17 protein-coding genes are annotated in these 18288 nt (G+C 38.6%); 9 read left to right on the top strand and 8 right to left on the bottom strand.

Annotated elements, in window-relative coordinates:
* Nucleotides 1-7 precede the first annotated feature (7 nt).
* Nucleotides 8-2047 carry a DNA helicase Rep gene (gene rep / locus F985_RS17840; protein ID WP_004703308.1) on the bottom strand — a complete coding sequence of 680 codons (2040 nt, stop codon included), beginning with the start codon at nucleotides 2045-2047 and terminating at the stop codon, nucleotides 8-10.
* A gap of 193 nt (nucleotides 2048-2240) precedes the next feature.
* Complete coding sequence (locus tag F985_RS17845; protein ID WP_004703310.1) at nucleotides 2241-2894, bottom strand: YiaD family glycine zipper/OmpA-like lipoprotein; 654 nt, start codon at nucleotides 2892-2894, stop codon at nucleotides 2241-2243.
* 245 nt (nucleotides 2895-3139) lie between these two features.
* Between F985_RS17845 and F985_RS17850 the strand changes: the two genes are divergently transcribed.
* From F985_RS17850 to F985_RS17875, 6 genes are all read left to right on the top strand, one after another.
* On the top strand, nucleotides 3140-4066 hold the full coding sequence (locus F985_RS17850) for an acyltransferase (protein WP_004703312.1): 927 nt from the start codon (nucleotides 3140-3142) through the stop codon (nucleotides 4064-4066).
* Between the two features lie 14 nt (nucleotides 4067-4080).
* A complete protein-coding gene (locus tag F985_RS17855) occupies nucleotides 4081-5127 on the top strand; it encodes a hypothetical protein (RefSeq protein WP_004703314.1) in 1047 nt (348 codons plus the stop codon).
* A 121-nt stretch (nucleotides 5128-5248) separates the two neighbouring features.
* Nucleotides 5249-5971 (top strand): septum site-determining protein MinC, encoded by a 723-nt coding sequence (gene minC, locus F985_RS17860; RefSeq protein ID WP_004703317.1) that lies wholly within the window; start codon nucleotides 5249-5251, stop codon nucleotides 5969-5971.
* Nucleotides 5972-6041: 70 nt separating this feature from the next.
* Entirely contained in the window at nucleotides 6042-6854 is an 813-nt protein-coding gene (gene minD, locus F985_RS17865) for a septum site-determining protein MinD (RefSeq protein WP_019456834.1), read from the top strand.
* A 2-nt stretch (nucleotides 6855-6856) separates the two neighbouring features.
* Complete coding sequence (minE, locus tag F985_RS17870) at nucleotides 6857-7129, top strand: cell division topological specificity factor MinE (RefSeq protein ID WP_003653273.1); 273 nt, start codon at nucleotides 6857-6859, stop codon at nucleotides 7127-7129.
* An 83-nt stretch (nucleotides 7130-7212) separates the two neighbouring features.
* Nucleotides 7213-7500: a PA4642 family protein gene (locus F985_RS17875; protein ID WP_004703320.1), complete on the top strand. Its 288-nt coding sequence runs from the start codon at nucleotides 7213-7215 to the stop codon at nucleotides 7498-7500.
* Between the two features lie 48 nt (nucleotides 7501-7548).
* On the opposite strand, the gene rhtC is transcribed toward F985_RS17875, so the two are convergent.
* Together rhtC and F985_RS17885 are read right to left on the bottom strand one after the other, a co-directional pair.
* On the bottom strand, nucleotides 7549-8169 hold the full coding sequence (gene rhtC, locus F985_RS17880) for a threonine export protein RhtC (protein ID WP_004703321.1): 621 nt from the start codon (nucleotides 8167-8169) through the stop codon (nucleotides 7549-7551).
* Nucleotides 8170-8319: 150 nt separating this feature from the next.
* On the bottom strand, nucleotides 8320-11352 hold the full coding sequence (locus F985_RS17885; RefSeq protein ID WP_004703322.1) for a DNA translocase FtsK: 3033 nt from the start codon (nucleotides 11350-11352) through the stop codon (nucleotides 8320-8322).
* A gap of 269 nt (nucleotides 11353-11621) precedes the next feature.
* Here F985_RS17885 and trxB point away from each other — a divergent pair, with 269 nt between their 5' ends.
* From trxB to F985_RS17900, 3 genes are all read left to right on the top strand, one after another.
* Complete coding sequence (gene trxB, locus F985_RS17890; RefSeq protein ID WP_004703323.1) at nucleotides 11622-12569, top strand: thioredoxin-disulfide reductase; 948 nt, start codon at nucleotides 11622-11624, stop codon at nucleotides 12567-12569.
* A gap of 119 nt (nucleotides 12570-12688) precedes the next feature.
* Nucleotides 12689-13420: a leucyl/phenylalanyl-tRNA--protein transferase gene (gene aat, locus F985_RS17895; protein ID WP_004703324.1), complete on the top strand. Its 732-nt coding sequence runs from the start codon at nucleotides 12689-12691 to the stop codon at nucleotides 13418-13420.
* Nucleotides 13421-13438: 18 nt separating this feature from the next.
* Nucleotides 13439-14254: an arginyltransferase gene (locus F985_RS17900; RefSeq protein WP_004703325.1), complete on the top strand. Its 816-nt coding sequence runs from the start codon at nucleotides 13439-13441 to the stop codon at nucleotides 14252-14254.
* 38 nt (nucleotides 14255-14292) lie between these two features.
* Here the strand turns inward: F985_RS17900 and rimI are convergent, their stop codons facing one another.
* The 4 genes from rimI to tuf all read right to left on the bottom strand — a co-directional run bounded on the left by rimI (nucleotide 14293) and on the right by tuf (nucleotide 18245).
* The gene (gene rimI / locus F985_RS17905; RefSeq protein WP_004703327.1) at nucleotides 14293-14748 is read right to left on the bottom strand and encodes a ribosomal protein S18-alanine N-acetyltransferase; all 456 of its coding nucleotides are present in this window, start codon (nucleotides 14746-14748) and stop codon (nucleotides 14293-14295) included.
* A gap of 108 nt (nucleotides 14749-14856) precedes the next feature.
* Entirely contained in the window at nucleotides 14857-15732 is an 876-nt protein-coding gene (locus F985_RS17910; RefSeq protein WP_004703329.1) for a metal-dependent hydrolase, read from the bottom strand.
* A gap of 238 nt (nucleotides 15733-15970) precedes the next feature.
* Nucleotides 15971-16852 (bottom strand): metal-dependent hydrolase, encoded by an 882-nt coding sequence (locus tag F985_RS17915; protein ID WP_004703331.1) that lies wholly within the window; start codon nucleotides 16850-16852, stop codon nucleotides 15971-15973.
* A gap of 202 nt (nucleotides 16853-17054) precedes the next feature.
* Complete coding sequence (gene tuf / locus F985_RS17920) at nucleotides 17055-18245, bottom strand: elongation factor Tu (RefSeq protein ID WP_002157016.1); 1191 nt, start codon at nucleotides 18243-18245, stop codon at nucleotides 17055-17057.
* Nucleotides 18246-18288: the final 43 nt, after the last annotated feature.

An 18288-nucleotide genomic window follows, 5' to 3' on the forward strand; every position in this document is an offset into this window, starting at 1 on the left:
AAAAAAATTAACGCTTTAATAAAGCTTTTAAATTTGCCAAATATTGTTGAGCCTGTTCTTTAGGGTCAACATTTGCTGCAATTTTCTTTTTACGCCCTAACCATTCGAGCTCGTCTTGCGGAAGCTCATCAAGGAAACGGCTTGGGGTCATTTGTTTCATTTGACCACCATTTTTACGCTGTTCTGCCAAAGTTAAAGTTAAGCCTTGACGTGCACGGGTAATACCCACGTACATAAGACGGCGTTCTTCTTCAATGGTTTCAGCTGCAATCGAGTTTTTATGCGGTAAAAGCTCTTCTTCAAGTCCCATAATGTACACATATGGGAACTCCAAACCTTTTGCTGCATGCAAAGTAAGTAGGTTTACTTTGTCAGTGTCCTCTTCTTCTTGCTGCTGTTCTAACAAATCGAGCAAGACCAGTTTTCGAATAACGCTTTCAATGTTCTTTTCATCAACATCTTCTGCACGATTAATCAGATTTTGAATACTGGTAAATAAATTCTCGATGTTATCGAGTTTACTTTTCTCTTGAGCAGGTGTTGCTGACTGTTCACGAATATAATCGATATAACCCGCTTCATTCATCATTTGACGAACTTTAGGCACAGGCTCATCATCTTCTAGCAACTCACGCGTAAATGTCGCAATAAAGTCGGCAAACTCATGCAATTGAGTTTCTGCTTTTTTAGGAAGAACCATACTTAAACGTTGGTCCGAAGAAGCGCCAAGTAAAGACAAATTATTTTCTTGCGCAAATAAACCTAGCTTCTCAAGAGTAACTGGTCCAATCGCACGTTTAGGCGTATTAATAATACGCAAGAAAGCACTGTCATCTTCAGGGTTAATAATAAGACGTAAGTAGCTCATCACGTCTTTAATTTCTGCACGAGCGAAGAATGATGTACCACCAGAGAGTTTATAAGGAATTTGCATTTGGCGAAGCTGGGTTTCTAATACACGCGCCTGAAAGTTACCACGGTACAATACAGCGTAATCTTTCCAGTTCTTACCGTTCATCAGCTTATGAGTCAGTAAGTCTTTGACTACACGTTCAGCTTCATCGTCATCATTACGGCAGGTAATAATTCTGATGACCTCACCATGGCCTTTATCACTCCACAATTTCTTATCAAAAATATGCGGGTTATTTTGAATTACGCAGTTCGCAGCTTTCAAAATACGGCTGGTCGAGCGGTAATTCTGCTCAAGCTTAATAATATGTAAATTTGGGAAATCCTGTTTAAGCAAAGCCATGTTTTCAGGCTTCGCTCCACGCCATGCATAAATCGACTGGTCGTCATCACCTACCGCGGTGAACTGCCCCATTACACCAACCAACAGTTTCACTAAAATATATTGCGCGGTGTTGGTATCTTGATATTCATCGACCAATAAATAACGAACGCGGTTTTGCCATTTATCACGCACTTCGGCATTTTCTTGCAATAAACGTGTTGGCATAACAATCAGGTCATCAAAATCGACAGCATTGTAGGCACGTAAATTACGTTCATAAAGTTGATAAAGATGCGCAAACTGCACATCTTCAGGAGTTTCACACGTCGAATGTGCTTGTTCAGGTAAAATCAGATCATTTTTCCAATCTGAAATTTTCTTCATTGCTTTAGCAATTAATTCTTTGCTTTCTGCACCAGACAAATTATCGCGATGCATCAAATCCATCAAAATACGTTTACAGTCATCTGCATCCAAAATCGAAAAATTAGCTTTTAAAGGTAAATTTTTAAGTTCTAAACGTAAAAGATTTAAGCCAAACGTATGGAAAGTCGAAACAGATAAGCCTTTTGCTTCTTCACGTGATAAAAGTTTGGTTACACGCTCCTTCATTTCACGTGCGGCTTTATTGGTAAAGGTCATCGCTGTAATACGATGTGCAGGAATACGACAATGCTGCACTAAATAGGCAATTTTACGGGTAATTACCGATGTTTTACCTGAACCAGCGCCAGCAAGCACCAATAAAGGGCCTTGAGTATATTTCATGGCTTCTTCTTGCTTGTCGTTCAATTGACTGGCAGCTGACATCGTGTATTACCTCTTAATTTTTCGAGCATGATTATAGTCATCTCTTTTTTAGAATCCCAATAATAAATCTGCGGATATGTATAAATGATGTCTAATAATGCAATTTATGCGCCGTAGAATGTCGTGATTATTTCTTGTACTGCACCCATAAAAAAACCACCCGAAGGTGGTTTTCGAAACAATAAATTAAATCTTATTGTTTAGCATAAATGCTGATTTCTACGCGACGGTTTTGTTCACGACCAGAAGCAGTTGAGTTGTCTGCGATTGGGTTAGAAGAACCATAACCTTGTGCATCAATACGAGTAGAAGATACACCTTTACCAGCTAAATACATTTTAACTGATTGAGCACGTGCTTGAGATAATGGAATGTTGATAGAGTCATTACCAGTGTTATCTGTATAACCAGTAACTAAAATCGCACTCTTGTTATCTTCAGCTAATGTTTGAGCTACTTTATCCAAAGTTGCATAGAAGTTTGGTTTGATGTTTGATTTGTTCGTATCAAAAGTAATGCTACCTGGCATAATCAATTGAACAGAACCATCTGGGTTACGGCCTACTTCTACACCAGTACCCGCCATTTGCTCACGTAATTTTTTCTCTTTGTTATCAAGATATAAACCACCAGCTGCACCAAGAACTGCACCGATTGCCGCAGCACGGTTGTTTTGACGGCTAGAGTTTGCACTTGATTTAGAAATACCATAACCTGCTGCTGCGCCAATTAAAGTACCTAATGCGGCTTTATCGTATTCAATTCCACCTAGGTTGTTACCTGTTGTCTGACAACCAGATAATACTACTGCTGCCCCTACGACTGTTGAAATAACTAGTGCACGCATTGCATGCCTCCTCACTTTGTGTGTTTTGTTGTCTGGATGAATAATGAAACAAAAAGGAAGTATAAAACATTGATATTTTGTTAATAATAAACAGTTTAGTTATTTTTTTGTAATATTTTGATGCACTTTAAGATGCGCACTCATCACAATTTCTTCATTGTTATCTAAGATATCGTTGTATTTCATTTCACGATAGTTATAGTTGAACAACTTTCCATGGATTTTAGATATTCGGGGTCATTTATATGTCAACTGCACCCAATAAACAATCTGCGCTAAAAAAAATTACACGTGGACTCACTGTAGGTACAGTCATCACAGGTAGTACTTTTTTTCATGGACCACCTGTATTGGCTTTAGGTTTGACTAAGCTGTTAAAAAAATCTTCTAAAGTTGATGAAACCAATATTCAAATTACAAATAGCTGGCTTGGTGTAAATAACTGGCTCATTGATCATGTTTTACCTAATTTAAAATGGGATATTACAATCGATGAAGGTCTTGATTTGAGTATGCAAGGCCGTTATGTAATGACCTGTAATCATCAAAGTTGGGTTGATACGACAGTAAATCAGTATTTCGGTTTAACACGTATGCCCCTTACCCGTTTTTTTACCAAATGGGAACTCATCTTTATTCCGTTCGTTGGTCAAGCCTTTAAAATTTTAGGCTTCCCAATGATGAAGCGTCATACTAAAGAGCAAATTGCGAAAAACCCTGAGCTCAAAGACCGCGATATGATGGAAGCACGTAAAGCGTGCGAGCAACTCTTGAGCCAACCTTTTACGTTATTAAACTATTTAGAAGGTACACGTTTTACTCAAGAAAAACATGATCAACAAAATTCGCCATATAAACATTTGTTAAAACCTAAAGCAGGTGGTTTGGCGTTGGCTCTAAATATTTTGGGCGACAAAATTGATGCTTTGGTTGATATGACGATTGTCTACCCTGATGGTGTACCAGGCTATGGCGACTTCTGGTTAGGTGATGTTTCAAAAATTGCGGTAAATCTTCGTAAAATTGAAATACCAGCTTGGGTACTCGATGGTAACTATGAAGATGACCCAGTTTATCGTGAACGTTTTCAACAATGGGTACACGAGCTTTGGACTGAAAAAGATCAACTTATCGAACAAATGAAAGCTCGATATACTACCTCAACTCATTAAAAGCATTTATAGCTATGCAAAACAGTTCCAGAAAACAAGCAAAATATTACCATATGGACCCAAACAGCATTTCATTTAAGCTGTTTTTGGTTTATGACATCTTTATGGTGTTTATTATTATTTTCAATCTGTTCTGTCTTGCAGCAAATTTCTTTTTAATGAGCAGTATTGGGGCATGGTTTTTTGAACATATTCACTTGCCCCAAGTACTCAGCTTTTATAAAACCTATTTACACCCATGGGTAATTACAACAGAAGCTTGGTTTATTGGCTTTTTAATTACTGAATTTCTTGTCCGTTGGGGCATTTCTATTGTTTATAAACACCATAAACGTTGGTTCTTCTTCCCATTTATTCACTGGTATGAAATTTTAGCCATCATTCCTCAATTGCGTTTTTTACGTTTGTTTCGTGCTGGCATTATTGCCTATCGTTTATATGAATTAGGCTATCCTATTATTCCTGAAGGTTGGAGAAAAAACGGGCTATTTTATTATCGCGTCGTTATGGAAGAACTGTCTGACCGTGTTGTTATTACGGTTATTGATGGCATTCGAAATGAGCTACAGACCAGCTCAACACATAAACAAATTATTCACGACTTGGTTAATCATCATCGTGAACAATTTACAATTACCCTGACCTCTATATTGCAAGAATCATTAGCGACTGCTTTAAAAGAACAAAAGCCAGCAATCACAAAAGGCGTTGGGCAGATTGTTGATCAGGCAATAGAGGATACGCCTGAGTTAACTCAATTATTACGCTTAATTCCTTTAGTGGGTGGTCGTATCGAACAGCAAATCCAAAGTATTGGACAACGGCTCGGTGAAAATATCAGTGCAGGTTTAATTGAACCATTAGTTGAAGGATCAAAAGAGCACCCAAATGCAACTTATCAATTAATTTCAGAAAAAATAAGTAACGTGAATATTAATAACCGTGAGCTTGAGCAACTTGTAGAGTCTGTGGTGTTTGAAAGCCTAGAAGCAATTCGCAAACAAGTTAAGGTCAAACAGTGGCAACAAACCCTTGCGGAGCGTGATCGAATCAAAGAATAAGCATTTACTTAATTTTTTATGAAACACGCTAGAGAATTGGCACGATTTGTTCTAGCATTTGCTCTATTTACAATAAACTTAACGATATTACAGCTCGTTTTAACGCCTTGAAGGAAGACTTATGGCTGATATCCGGATTACCGGCAGAATGGTTAACTTTAGCAGGATAACCTTCGATACGAATGATCATGATGTGATCCGCCAGCAATTATCAAACATGTTAAATGAAGGGTCCTATCAGGGAACTCTCGTTATTATAGATAGTACTGTTGAACAAGAGTTGATTGCTTTAATTCAGCTGTTAGTCAGCTTAGGTTTGCAACCAATGGCAGTTATTGATGGTATTTTGGGTGATGAAGCACGCGCTATTCAGTTCCCTGTATTACCAGCAGATCAGCCATTACAACGCATTAAAGCAACTGCCGAACAAGTCGCAATTGTAGAGAAACCAGCACCTGCACAAGCTTCAGCAGAAACAAAAAAACCACTAAATAATAATGCAGTTGCCCATATTACCTCTTATCATGATGAAATTTTGCGTACAGGCCAATCTCTTGTACAAGACCAAGGCGATATTATTTTAAAAGCTGGCATGAATAGTGGATCTGAAGTGATTGCTTCAGGAAATATACATATTTATGGCACAGTTCGTGGTAGAGTCATTGCTGGTGCGGGTGGGCACGCTGCTGCACGTATTTTTTGCCAATCTTTAGAGGCTGAACTCGTTTCCATTGCCGGAACATATTGTGTCGCAGATGATATCCCTAAACATGTGGTAAAAAAGCCAGTACATATTTATTTAAATGAAAAGCAAGAGCTTGAATTTGAAGCTCTAGAACTTTAGTTTATTAAGCAAATCACCAAAAAACAGCCCTTTTAAGGGTGTATGTATGACCATAATAGGAGTGGATTCGGTGGCCAAAATTGTTGTCGTAACATCAGGCAAAGGTGGTGTAGGTAAAACTACAACGAGTGCATCTTTTGCAACAGGTTTAGCCCTTCGTGGTCATAAAACTGTTGTGATTGACTTTGATGTAGGCTTACGTAACCTTGATTTAATTATGGGGTGTGAGCGTCGTGTTGTTTATGATTTTGTCAATGTAATTAACAATGAAGCACGTCTGCAACAAGCCCTTATTCGCGATAAAGATATCGAAAACCTTTACATTTTACCGGCTTCACAAACCCGTGATAAAGATGCTTTGAGCGACGAAGGTGTTGCTCGTGTGATTGATGAACTTGCTCAAGAATTTGATTACATTATTTGTGACTCACCTGCTGGAATTGAGCGTGGTGCAATTTTAGCAATGTACCATGCAGATGAAGCAATCATTGTGACAAACCCTGAAATTTCTTCAGTACGTGACTCTGACCGCATCATCGGAATGTTAGACAGTAAAACTAAAAAAGTTGAACACAACGAAGGACGTATACGTAAGCATTTATGTATTACACGTTTTAACCCTGAACGTGCTGACCGTCAGGAAATGCTGACGATTGATGATATTTCTAAAGATATTTTACGCGTACCGACATTAGGTGTTATTCCTGAATGTCCAAGCGTATTACAAGCATCAAACGAAGGTAAGCCAGTTATTCTGTATTCAGAAACTAAAGCTGGCCAAGCGTATGATGACTTGGTTGCTCGCTTTCTTGGCGAAGAACGCCCTTATCGACACATCACAGCTCAACCTAAAGGCTGGTTAGCACGACTATTTGGAGCGTAGATATGGCAGGATTCTGGAGTAAATTATTTAGCAGTGACGAAAAGCCATCAAGTGCTCAAACTGCTAAAGATCGTTTAAAAGTTATTGTTGCATCAGAACAAGGTTTAGGACGTCGCTTAAGCCAAGACAAGATTGACCAAATGAAGAAAGAAATCATGCAGGTGGTGAGTCGTTATGTCAGCGGTGTAGGCGAACAGCATATCCAAATGCAAGTTCGTTCTGAAGCAAATATCGAAATGTTAGAAATGAATATCAATTTACCTGAAGAACGATAATTCTATTTCTGACTATTCAACACATCAGAATCAAGGCAAAATAACGCAAGTTATTTTGCCTTTTTTAAAATGAGGAGATTGTCATGGCATTATCACAGCCAGCAACTTTCAATGAAGAATGGTCCGATGAGCGTGTTTTTGCCTACCTCAACCAACTTCCTCCAAATGGTGTGAACGCAGATTTTCATGTGCTCTACCATGCTTTCAAACATATGCGTCCAAATGACTATGAACGTCTTTTGACTAAATTTGTTGCAGATGGACGAGATATCAATGCAACAGATCCTGAAGGTGAACGCATCCATGACGTGATTGCTAAGTTTCCACGTCAATCGGCGCCATTTTTAGAAGTTTTAGCAAAATTTGCTTAAGCTTAAACATAAAAAAGCCTCTTTAAGAGGCTTTTTTATTGTCTGGATTTACCGGTTTCCAATGAGGAAAATACCAAATACAGTGAAAATACCACCTGAAATCCCATCAATCCATTTTGAAAAATTACGGTAAGCCACTCTGAAACTCGGTAACGAGAAAATAAATGTCACAAAGCAGAACCATAAAATCGTTTCAACCGACACAATAATAAAAAGCAACCAATGAACTTGATCAAGCTGAGGGTTAGCTAAAAATAAAGAGAACACACTACCAAAATAAATCACAGCTTTCGGATTCGATAAATTGGTGAGTAATCCCTTCATAAAAAATAAGTAAGGTGCTTTAGGTAACTCAACTTCTGTAACCTCTTCCTGCTGATTTTTTGAAAATGCCGAACGCAACATTTGATAGCCTAACCAGCACAGGTACAAACCACCAGCTATAAGCAAACCTTGCTTTAACCAGGCCATTTTCTCGAAAATAATATTTAAGCCCATCAGTGCTAAAGATGCCCAAAACATAACGCCTGCTGTTATTCCTGCCACAACCAGCATTGCTTCTTTCCGAGATCGGCTTACCGCGGTCTGCGATACTAGAAAGAAATCAGGCCCTGGAGTAATAAGCGCACAAAAATGAATAAAAGCTAACGTAATTAACGCGACTAGCATGTTGTCCTCCTGATTTGTTTCATTGTTTTTTATTTAGAAGCACACATTAGCATTTTTTACTATTTGATAAAATCTTAACCTTTCAGTTCAGGGCTATTATTTTTAACCATAAAAAAAGCCTCCGAAGAGGCTTAATTTCAAGTGAAGATATTAAACTAAAATATCTCGCTTACCATTGGCACCCATAGCACTCACAATACCGTTCTCTTCCATTTGGTCGATAATACGGGCAGCACGGTTATAACCTAAGCTAAACTTACGCTGTAATGATGATGTAGATGCCTTTCGAGTTTCTAGAACAAACGATACGCATTGGTCATAAAGTGCATCACGGTCTGAAGCACCATCACCCTCTTCAAAGCCACGAGAAGTAGGCTCTTCATCAAATGGCGTCAAGATCTCATCTACATAGTCAGGTTCACCGCGTTCACGCCATGCATCACAGATACGGTTCACTTCATCATCACTAATAAATGCGCCATGTACACGTTCTGGCTCAATCTTACCTGGCCCTAAGAACAGCATATCACCATGACCTAACAAGTCTTCTGCACCACCTGCATCCAAAATAGTACGTGAGTCGATTTTACTGTTTACACGTAAAGCTACACGCGTTGGAATATTGGCTTTAATCAAACCCGTAATAACATCTACTGATGGACGCTGAGTTGCAAGTAAAAGGTGAATACCAGCAGCACGAGATTTTTGCGCCAAACGCGTAATCATTTCTTCAGCTTTCTTACCTACTTGCATGATCATGTCGGCAAACTCATCTGCCACAATTACAATTGATGGTAACGGCGTTAAACGAGGTGCACGTTCTTGTGTCGCTGAGTCACTTGGCTTCCATGTTGGATCAATCAAGTCTTCCCCATTTGCAATTGCTTCTTCAACTTTTCGGTTGTAGTCACTTAACTTACGAATTTTAAGGAATGACATAAGCTTATAACGACGCTCCATTTCATTTACACACCAGTTTAATGCACTAACTGCATCTTTCATGTCAGTCACTACAGGCGTTAATAAATGCGGAATATCATTATAGTTTGCAAGTTCAAGCTGTTTTGGATCGATTAAAATTAAACGTAGCTGATCTGGCGTATATTTAAGTAACATCGATAAAATCATCGAGTTAACCGCAACAGATTTACCAGAACCGGTGGTACCCGCAACTAACATATGCGGTGCTTTTGCTAAATCGGTTAATACCGGATTACCAGAAATGTCTTTACCCATCGCCATGCTAATCAGTGCGCTTGGATCTCGATATGTTGGCGTTTCCAATAACTCGATCAAACGTACCATCTCACGGGCACTATTAGGTACTTCAATACCAATATACGGTTTACCCGGAATAACCTCTACAACACGTACCGAAGCCATAGACATTGAACGCGCCAAGTCACGGGAAATATTAGTCACTTTAGATGCTTTAACACCCGGTGCTAAATCTAATTCAAAACGCGTAACAACTGGACCTGGCTGAGCTTCAACCACCTGAGCCTTAACATTAAACTCTTGTAATTTAATCTCAAGCAATTCAGACAAACGAGAAAGCTGCTCTTCGGTAAAGTTAACTTTCTTATTTGGATCAACCTTATCAAGCAGTTCAAAGCCCGGTAATGTTGGTAAATCTAAGCGCTTCTTAGCTACCTGCATTGCACGAGACATTGGTCGACCAGATGCATCAGTTAATGGTGCATCAAAATCGAACTCATCTTCAAAATCGTCCTCAGGTTTTCCAGCAGTTTCTTGCCAAGCTTCAATAAATTCTTCTTTTGAAAGCTTCTCTGCACCAATCACAGTTTGAATTGGTGCTTGTACAAATGCTGAAGATTGAGCATAACTACTTGCTTTGACCGGTTGAGTTGCTGGAGCAATATCTTCATCGATTAACAAGTCATCAAAATCATCAAACACCTGTTCATTTGATAAATTTTTAGGTGACTGATTTAAATTCGATGGAGCTACAGATGTTTCAACTGATGCATGAGATGTTTGTGGCGTTACAACTGGTTCAACATGATGATCTTGAATGAATGGTGTATGCACATCAGTGGCAGTTTTACTATTTGGAACTGCGGCAAGTAACTCATCAAAAATCTCATCGTCGTTCCAATCTAAACCTTGATGAGTATTCGAGACTTGAGGCTGAGTTTGTTTAGCCTGATAAGCTACCTCTTGGAACTGCTCATGACTTGGATGTTCATTTGAATCATCAGCTGCTCTTAATAAGGCGTCAATTTCTTGCTTATGACTTGCATCATCACGTTGCAAAGCGCGCCAAACTTCACCGGTAGCAACCAGACGCTCACTATCTTTTTTAAGCTGATGCGCTTGTTCAAGTGTATGTTCAAAGTTTTCTGGTTGAGGAGTTTGCTTTTCTTCCACAGCTTCAGGCTGACTTTGCTCTTTTGCTAAAACATCGGCAAATAAACGCTCTGCCATTTCATCGTGTCGTGTAGAGCTAACTTTTGTTTGTGTTTTTTCTGGTTGAATATTTAACTCTGCCTCATAAGCAACTTCGGCCTTAGGCATCTCTGCAACTTTTACCTTTGCTGTTTTATTTGCAGGCTGTGTAGTTAAATCATAAGCAGATTCATTTGGCGATACGTTCTTATAGAATAAGTCTTGTAAATAACTTGGCATCGCTTTGAGCGTAACCCAAGTTTTGCTCCACTGCACCCCAAATGCCAAAGTGAACAAAACCACCCCAAAAACCAATAAAAAGAGTGTCGCACCATAAATTGTTAATAGTTGAGATAAGCTCTGTCCCAATTCATAACCAATAATTCCACCTGCGGCATTATCCAAAGTATCTGCCGGTACATTCCAGTGTAAATAGAGTAAGCTCGATACAACAAGAATTAAGAAGAATTGAGCAGCATAACGAAATGGGCGGTTTAGAAAACTATGCGGCCACCAGACTTGAATGGCTTCAACAAACAAGAAAATTGGAATAAGCAAACTTGCCCAGCCTAAAAAGCCAAACAGCAAATCTGCAATCCATGCACCAGCAATACCACTTGCATTAGATACTTGCTGAGTATCACTTGAAATATGCATCCAGCCCGGATCAAATGGCGTATACGTTACTGTCGCCAGAAACATATAAATACCAAAAGAGACCAAGAATAATGTCATCAATAAGCGCTGTGCATAAACACTTGACACCGCAGTCATATACTGTCCTGTAACCCATTTAATTATTGGTTTAGAGATGTGAAGACCAACATTTCAGATCTTCAACGAATGAACTTTATATTATGCACCTGTTCTTACAAAAAAGGTGCATGATTCTTTACAGTTGTTGTTAACATAAGGCTCTTCTATATTGTTATATAACTTAATTCGATTGACCTGATCAATATTATCCACATCGATTTCACGCTATTGGTCCGCAATTTCACGTATAATTTTCAAAATTCTCGAAATAAATAAGGATACCCTCAATGAGTGCTCGTCATTCTCGGTTAATTATTCTCGGTTCAGGCCCTGCAGGTTATAGTGCGGCTGTCTATGCAGCACGTGCAAACCTCAAACCAACACTTATTGCTGGTTTACAGCTTGGTGGCCAACTTACAACAACAACCGAAGTTGATAACTGGCCGGGCGATCCTGAAGGTTTGACTGGTCCTGCTTTAATGGAACGTATGCAAGCGCATGCTGAACGCTTCGGTACCGAACTTGTCTATGACCATATTAACGAAGTGGACTTAAATGTACGTCCTTTCGTTCTTAAAGGTGATATGGAAGAGTACACTTGTGATGCATTAATTATTGCGACAGGTGCAACAGCTCAATACCTTGGTTTAGAGTCTGAACAAAAATTTATGGGCCAAGGCGTGAGTGCTTGTGCAACATGTGACGGTTTCTTCTATAAAAACCAAAAAGTAATGGTTGTTGGTGGTGGTAATACTGCTGTTGAAGAAGCGCTTTATCTATCAAATATTGCTTCACATGTAACCCTAGTACACCGTCGTGATTCTTTACGCTCTGAGAAGATTTTACAAGATCATTTATTTGCTAAAGAAAAAGAAGGCAAAATCAGCATCGTTTGGAATCATGAAGTTGAAGAAGTCTTGGGTGATAATACTGGCGTAACAAGTGTTCGCCTTAAATCAACCAAAGATGACACTAAGCAAGATGTAGAAGTTCATGGTTTATTCGTAGCAATTGGCCATAAACCAAATACAGGAATGTTTGATGGTCAATTAAACTTACGTGATGGCTACATCCAAGTACAAAGTGGTACTTCAGGTAATGCAACAGCAACTTCTGTAGCGGGTGTTTTCGCTGCAGGTGATGTAGCTGACAGTATCTACCGTCAAGCGATTACATCAGCTGGTTCAGGCTGTATGGCAGCACTAGACGCAGAGAAATATCTAGACAACCTTTAAGTTTAGATATTACAAACAGCCGTTTTATAACGGCTGTTTTTTTATCATTTATAATAATTACTGGCTGCCTCATATTAATTTTTATAGCATAACCTTTAAACGCACATTATTTTAGACTTATGAATAAACTACCTCTATCTCAATATATTTTTCCAGATCCAGAGGAAGCTGATCCAGATGGTCATGGTTTAATTTGTATCGGAGCGGACCTCTCCCCTTCTACTTTATATGAAGCTTACACCCATGGTTTGTTTCCATGGTTTAATGAAGATGAGCCTATTTGTTGGTGGAGTCCTGAACCACGCTGTGTGATTTATCCTCAAAACTATAAACCAAGTAAATCGCTCATTCGGAATATGAAAAAGTATGATTACACCATTACGGTAAACCGTGCTTTTGAACAGGTCATACGTTCATGTTCACTACCTCGAAGTTATGCCAATGAAACTTGGATTAGTGAAGATATTATTCAGGGCTATTTCGCAATGTTTAATGCAGGTTATGGCTATAGCATAGAAGTCTGGCAAGATGAACAGTTGGTAGGTGGTTTATATGGGGTAACGATCGGGAAAGGTTGTTTTGGCGAGTCGATGTTTAGTACCCAAACCGATGTTTCTAAAATGGCTTTTTATACTTTAATGTTAATCGGTCAAGAAAATCAGCTTCCTTGGGTCGACTGCCAACTGGTAAATAGTCACTTAATTAGCCTTGGGGCTTGTACACTTTCTCGGCAGGAATATCTTAAATCGTTACAAGATGTAATTATTCACCCCTCTATCAATTGGAAAAAGTATCAAGAACGTGTATTTTCAAGTAAAACAATAGCATTAAATGCAAAATTAATGGAATGATAACAGGAGGGACCAATCATGAAATCATATCACCCGAAGTCCCTTTTAAATGATCTGCAGTATTATATTACTCCACCTCACGATTGCAGCTATTTAGAAAATAAATCAGCACGTATGGTCTTTTTAGACCCGATTCATCGAATTGATGTAGTGACTCTTTCTGAACTTTCTCGTTTAGGGTTTCGTCGTAGTGGCGACTTTGTATACCGTCCTGAATGCCATTTATGTAGACAATGTTTGTCTTGTCGTGTTCCTGTAGCCGATTTCCAAATGAACAGCATGCAAAAAAAAGCGTGGAAACGAAATCAAGATCTTACTATGACTGTTCTACCAACACGGCAAGCTGCACAAATTCATTATGATTTATATGAACGTTACATTAATGAGCGCCATGCCGATGGCGATATGTTTCCGCCGAGTTTAGATCAGTTTGAAAAATTTCTAGTTCATAGCTGCACAGATAGTTTCTTCTTGGAATTATGGAAAGATAACCGTCTGATCAGTGTTTCTACATGTGATCTTATGGATGATGGTTTATCAGCGGTCTATACATTCTTTGATCCAGATGAGCACCGTAGATCTTTAGGTGTTTATTCGATTTTGAATCAAATCGAATATGTAAAATCACTTGGCTTAGAATATCTTTATTTAGGCTATTGGGTACCTCACTCTGCCAAAATGAACTACAAATCGCAATATACACCTTTAGAACTTTTACTAGATGGGCAATGGCGCCGTTTAAATAGATCATTGTCACCAGAAGAGATCCAACAGTTAGGTACGTCTCTTATGACAACCTTACCTTCCGAATGGAACAACTTAATTATTAAATAGTTTTAATCTATTCTTATCAAATGCAAAGAGATAAGTGATTAAAATAATGATGCGAAATCATCAGTACAGGTTTTTACCATAATCACCGCATTTTCACGCCCACCTTCTTGAGTAGGATAATAATTGCGACGCAGATCAATTTGGTGAAAGCCTGTTTTTTCATATAAACCAATAGCTGCTTTATTACTTTCACGGACTTCTAAAAAGATTTGTACTGGCTCATTTTTTAATTGATCAATTGAAGCACTTAATAATTCATATCCTAAACCCTGCCCTTGCATTTTAGGATCAACTGCCATGAGTAATAAATTTGCTTCATCTAAAACGGGTTGTAAAATACAAAATCCAACTACTTTGCTATTTAACTCAATCACTGTGCATTGATAAGAATTCAAAGATTCAATAAATTGCTGTCTTGACCATGGGTGTGTCTGAACAAGCTTTTCAATTTGAGCAACACTATCCACATCGGAGGCTTGCATAGTACGAATCATGAATTTCAACACATTTACAGATTTCTAGTTAAACGTATTATAGAAACTTAAATAGAAAAAACGAGCAAAAAAAAGAGCAATTAAATTGCTCTTTTTCTATGTGATTTATTAGAAGCCTAACTTTTCACGCCAAGTTGCTAATAAAGCCGTGGTATCCGAATCATTTGGATGAAATTTTGGTCTTAAAAAGTCCAGCAATTCTGGAATTTGACGTGTCATAAATCCTTTACGACCATACATAAACTTAAGCATGTATTTGGTATCTTTCCAAGTTAACTTTTCATCAGTCTTGAGTAACTTAGCCGTAAAGTATGATTGAGTTGCGAAGATTAAAGCCATGGCAATAATTAAAGCAGTTGAACGCATAAAATAAGCTTTCGGACCTTGCCCATACATACTTGTATAAACATCAAAAGCTACGGCTTTATGTTCATTTTCTTCAACCGCATGCCACATCCACAAATGATACATGGTGTTATCTTGGAACATCGCCTGAATTTCAGGATTTTGTAGAAGTTCAGCGGCAATAGTCGAAGTAAAATGTTCTAGAGCACATGTTCCCGTCAAATCAATCATTTCTTTGGTGTAGCCAAAAGGTTTCATTAATTTGGTTACAACAGCCGTACCTATCTTAATGACTGTTCCTGTTTGCTTTTCCATATGACGAACATCATAACCATAAGCCTGCGCTGAAGCATTAAATGCTAAGTGCTCTTTCGAATGCATGGCTTCCTGACCAATAAAAGCGCTAATTTCCTTTTGAAGAGCTGGGTCAGCAAGTTTTGGATCATTTCGTACAGCACGCGTACTATTTACAAAGAATTGTTCACCTTCAGGAAAAAGAGCCGATAATGCTGTCATAAAGTGAGTTAATCCTGCATCGTAATTTGCCCAATAGCGTGGAACTTGATCAAATTCAAAGTCCATACGACGCACAGGGAAGCTTGCTCCAGCACGATTAGAAATATTTACTTTAGCATTCATGTTAGACTCCTTTAAGTGAACCAAAAATTCACTTATATCCTTATTTATTTTCTTAATATTTATAATAATACGCTTTTAAAAATGCTATTTAAGTGCAGATGAGGACAGCGAATTATCAGATGAGGTCATTAAAAGCCCCTTTCTGAATCAAAATAAAACTCTATAATTTTAAAAATGAGTAGCACTTTTAAGGCAACAAAAAAGGGCTATTCACAGCCCTTTTCACTTTATTTTTTGGTTAAAGTCCAAGTTTAGCTTTCCATGTTTTTAACAAGCTAACTGTATCTAAATCGTTAGGATGAAAACCTGGTTTAAAATAAGCAAGCATTTCTTTCGCCATACCTGTAATAATACCTTTCGATGGGCTATAACCATATTTATAAATTACAGACAGCTCAGCTAAGTTTAATTTATTATCTTGTTTTAAAAGACGAAGTACAAACGATGATTGAATCAAAAAGATTAAAGTCATAGCAAATACTAAAGAGCTCGTACGTAAAGCATAAGCCTTTACACCTTTACCAAATACACCCTCGTATACATCAAAAGCTACAGCTTTATGCTCATTTTCTTCAACTGCATGCCAATACCACATAGTTGACATGGTCTCATCAGTCATCAGCTCTTGAATGTTCTTATTTACTAATAATTGTGAGGCGATAGTAGCTGTAAAATGCTCAAGTGCAGTAGTAGCAGTCAGATCCACCATTTCTTTTGTCATGCCAAAAGGTTTAACAATTTTTACAAAAGTTTTAATAGCTGTTTGAATCGCTGTATCAGTGAATTTCTCTAACGTTTCTACATCATGACCAAACTTTTGAGCAGAAGCATTAAAATTTACATGCTCTTGAGTGTGCATTGCTTCTTGGCCAATGAAAGCACTAATCTCTTTTTGTAGCAGTTCATCATCTTTAATAGCTGGATGATAACGTACAGCACGTACACTATCGATGAAGAATTTCTCACCAGCAGGAAACAATGCTGATAATGCAGTCATAAAATGTGTGAGTCCAGCAGAACCATTCATCCAATATTCTGGTACATCATTAAAGTCAAAATTCATACGACGTACTGGAAAGCTCGCTCCTGCACGATTCGTAATATTCACTTTAGCGTTCATATCGAAAGCTCCTTACTAGTAACCTAAGTTACATAAACTTTATTGTTCATTTTCTTGATTCTTATCATACAAATTTAATAAAAAGGCTTAAGTGCAAATAAGGACATTGAAGTATCAGTTAAGGCCAGCTTTAAATTGAATTGTCAAACAATAAGCATAAAAAAACGCTCCCAAAGGAGCGCTTTTTTTCACTGAAAAGTGATTATGCAGTTACTTTCGCAACAACACCAGCACCTACAGTACGACCACCTTCACGGATCGCAAAACGTAGACCTGGGTCCATTGCGATTGGGTGGATTAATTCTACTGACATTTCAACGTTGTCACCTGGCATAACCATTTCAACGCCTTCTTTCAACTGGATCGCACCAGTTACGTCAGTTGTACGGAAGTAGAACTGTGGACGGTAACCATTTAAGAATGGAGTGTGACGACCACCTTCTTCTTTAGAAAGTACGTATACTTCTGCGTCGAATTTAGTGTGCGGCTTGATTGTACCTGGTTTAGCAAGTACTTGACCACGTTGTACGTCTTCACGCTTAGTACCACGAAGTAATACACCACAGTTCTCGCCTGCACGGCCTTCGTCAAGAAGTTTACGGAACATTTCTACGCCAGTTACAGTTGTTTTAACTGTATCTTTAATACCAACGATCTCTACTTCTTCACCAACTTTAACAATACCTGATTCTACACGGCCTGTTACTACAGTACCACGACCAGAAATTGAGAATACGTCTTCGATTGGCATTAAGAATGCTTTGTCGATAGCACGTTCTGGTTCTGGGATGTAAGAGTCAAGAGCTGCTACAAGAGCAAGAACTGATTCTTCACCGTAAGGACCTGCTTCACCGTTAAGAGCAGCAAGAGCTGAACCACGGATTACTGGAGTGTCATCACCTGGGAAGTCATAAGTAGAAAGAAGTTCACGAACTTCCATTTCTACTAATTCAAGTAATTCTTCGTCATCAACAAGGTCGCATTTGTTTAAGAATACGATGATGTAAGGTACACCAACCTGACGAGAAAGAAGGATGTGTTCACGAGTTTGTGGCATTGGACCATCAGTCGCAGCACATACAAGGATCGCGCCGTCCATCTGAGCAGCACCAGTGATCATGTTTTTAACGTAATCGGCGTGGCCCGGGCAGTCAACGTGTGCGTAGTGACGAATTGGAGAATCGTATTCTACGTGTGAAGTATTAATTGTAATACCACGTGCTTTTTCTTCAGGTGCTGAGTCGATTTGTGAGTAATCTTTCGCTTCACCGCCGTAAGTTTTTGCACAAATAGTTGCAATCGCAGCAGTTAAAGTTGTTTTACCATGGTCAACGTGACCGATTGTGCCCACGTTTACGTGTGGCTTATTACGTTCAAACTTGGCTTTAGCCATGATGATCTTCCTTTATTAACTACTCATGGAGGGTCACCCCATG

The sequence above is a fragment of the Acinetobacter seifertii genome (assembly GCF_000368065.1).
In the GTDB taxonomy this organism is placed as follows: Bacteria; Pseudomonadota; Gammaproteobacteria; order Pseudomonadales; family Moraxellaceae; genus Acinetobacter; species Acinetobacter seifertii.

Coding starts and splice junctions, on each gene's coding strand:
- rep (WP_004703308.1), bottom strand. CDS start 2,047: ATGTCAGCTGCCAGTCAATTGAACGACAAGCAAGAAGAAGCCATGAAA.
- F985_RS17845 (WP_004703310.1), bottom strand. CDS start 2,894: ATGCGTGCACTAGTTATTTCAACAGTCGTAGGGGCAGCAGTAGTATTA.
- F985_RS17850 (WP_004703312.1), top strand. CDS start 3,140: ATGTCAACTGCACCCAATAAACAATCTGCGCTAAAAAAAATTACACGT.
- F985_RS17855 (WP_004703314.1), top strand. CDS start 4,081: ATGCAAAACAGTTCCAGAAAACAAGCAAAATATTACCATATGGACCCA.
- minC (WP_004703317.1), top strand. CDS start 5,249: ATGGCTGATATCCGGATTACCGGCAGAATGGTTAACTTTAGCAGGATA.
- minE (WP_003653273.1), top strand. CDS start 6,857: ATGGCAGGATTCTGGAGTAAATTATTTAGCAGTGACGAAAAGCCATCA.
- F985_RS17875 (WP_004703320.1), top strand. CDS start 7,213: ATGGCATTATCACAGCCAGCAACTTTCAATGAAGAATGGTCCGATGAG.
- rhtC (WP_004703321.1), bottom strand. CDS start 8,169: ATGCTAGTCGCGTTAATTACGTTAGCTTTTATTCATTTTTGTGCGCTT.
- F985_RS17885 (WP_004703322.1), bottom strand. CDS start 11,352: ATGACTGCGGTGTCAAGTGTTTATGCACAGCGCTTATTGATGACATTA.
- trxB (WP_004703323.1), top strand. CDS start 11,622: ATGAGTGCTCGTCATTCTCGGTTAATTATTCTCGGTTCAGGCCCTGCA.
- aat (WP_004703324.1), top strand. CDS start 12,689: ATGAATAAACTACCTCTATCTCAATATATTTTTCCAGATCCAGAGGAA.
- F985_RS17900 (WP_004703325.1), top strand. CDS start 13,439: ATGAAATCATATCACCCGAAGTCCCTTTTAAATGATCTGCAGTATTAT.
- rimI (WP_004703327.1), bottom strand. CDS start 14,748: ATGATTCGTACTATGCAAGCCTCCGATGTGGATAGTGTTGCTCAAATT.
- F985_RS17910 (WP_004703329.1), bottom strand. CDS start 15,732: ATGAATGCTAAAGTAAATATTTCTAATCGTGCTGGAGCAAGCTTCCCT.
- F985_RS17915 (WP_004703331.1), bottom strand. CDS start 16,852: ATGAACGCTAAAGTGAATATTACGAATCGTGCAGGAGCGAGCTTTCCA.
- tuf (WP_002157016.1), bottom strand. CDS start 18,245: ATGGCTAAAGCCAAGTTTGAACGTAATAAGCCACACGTAAACGTGGGC.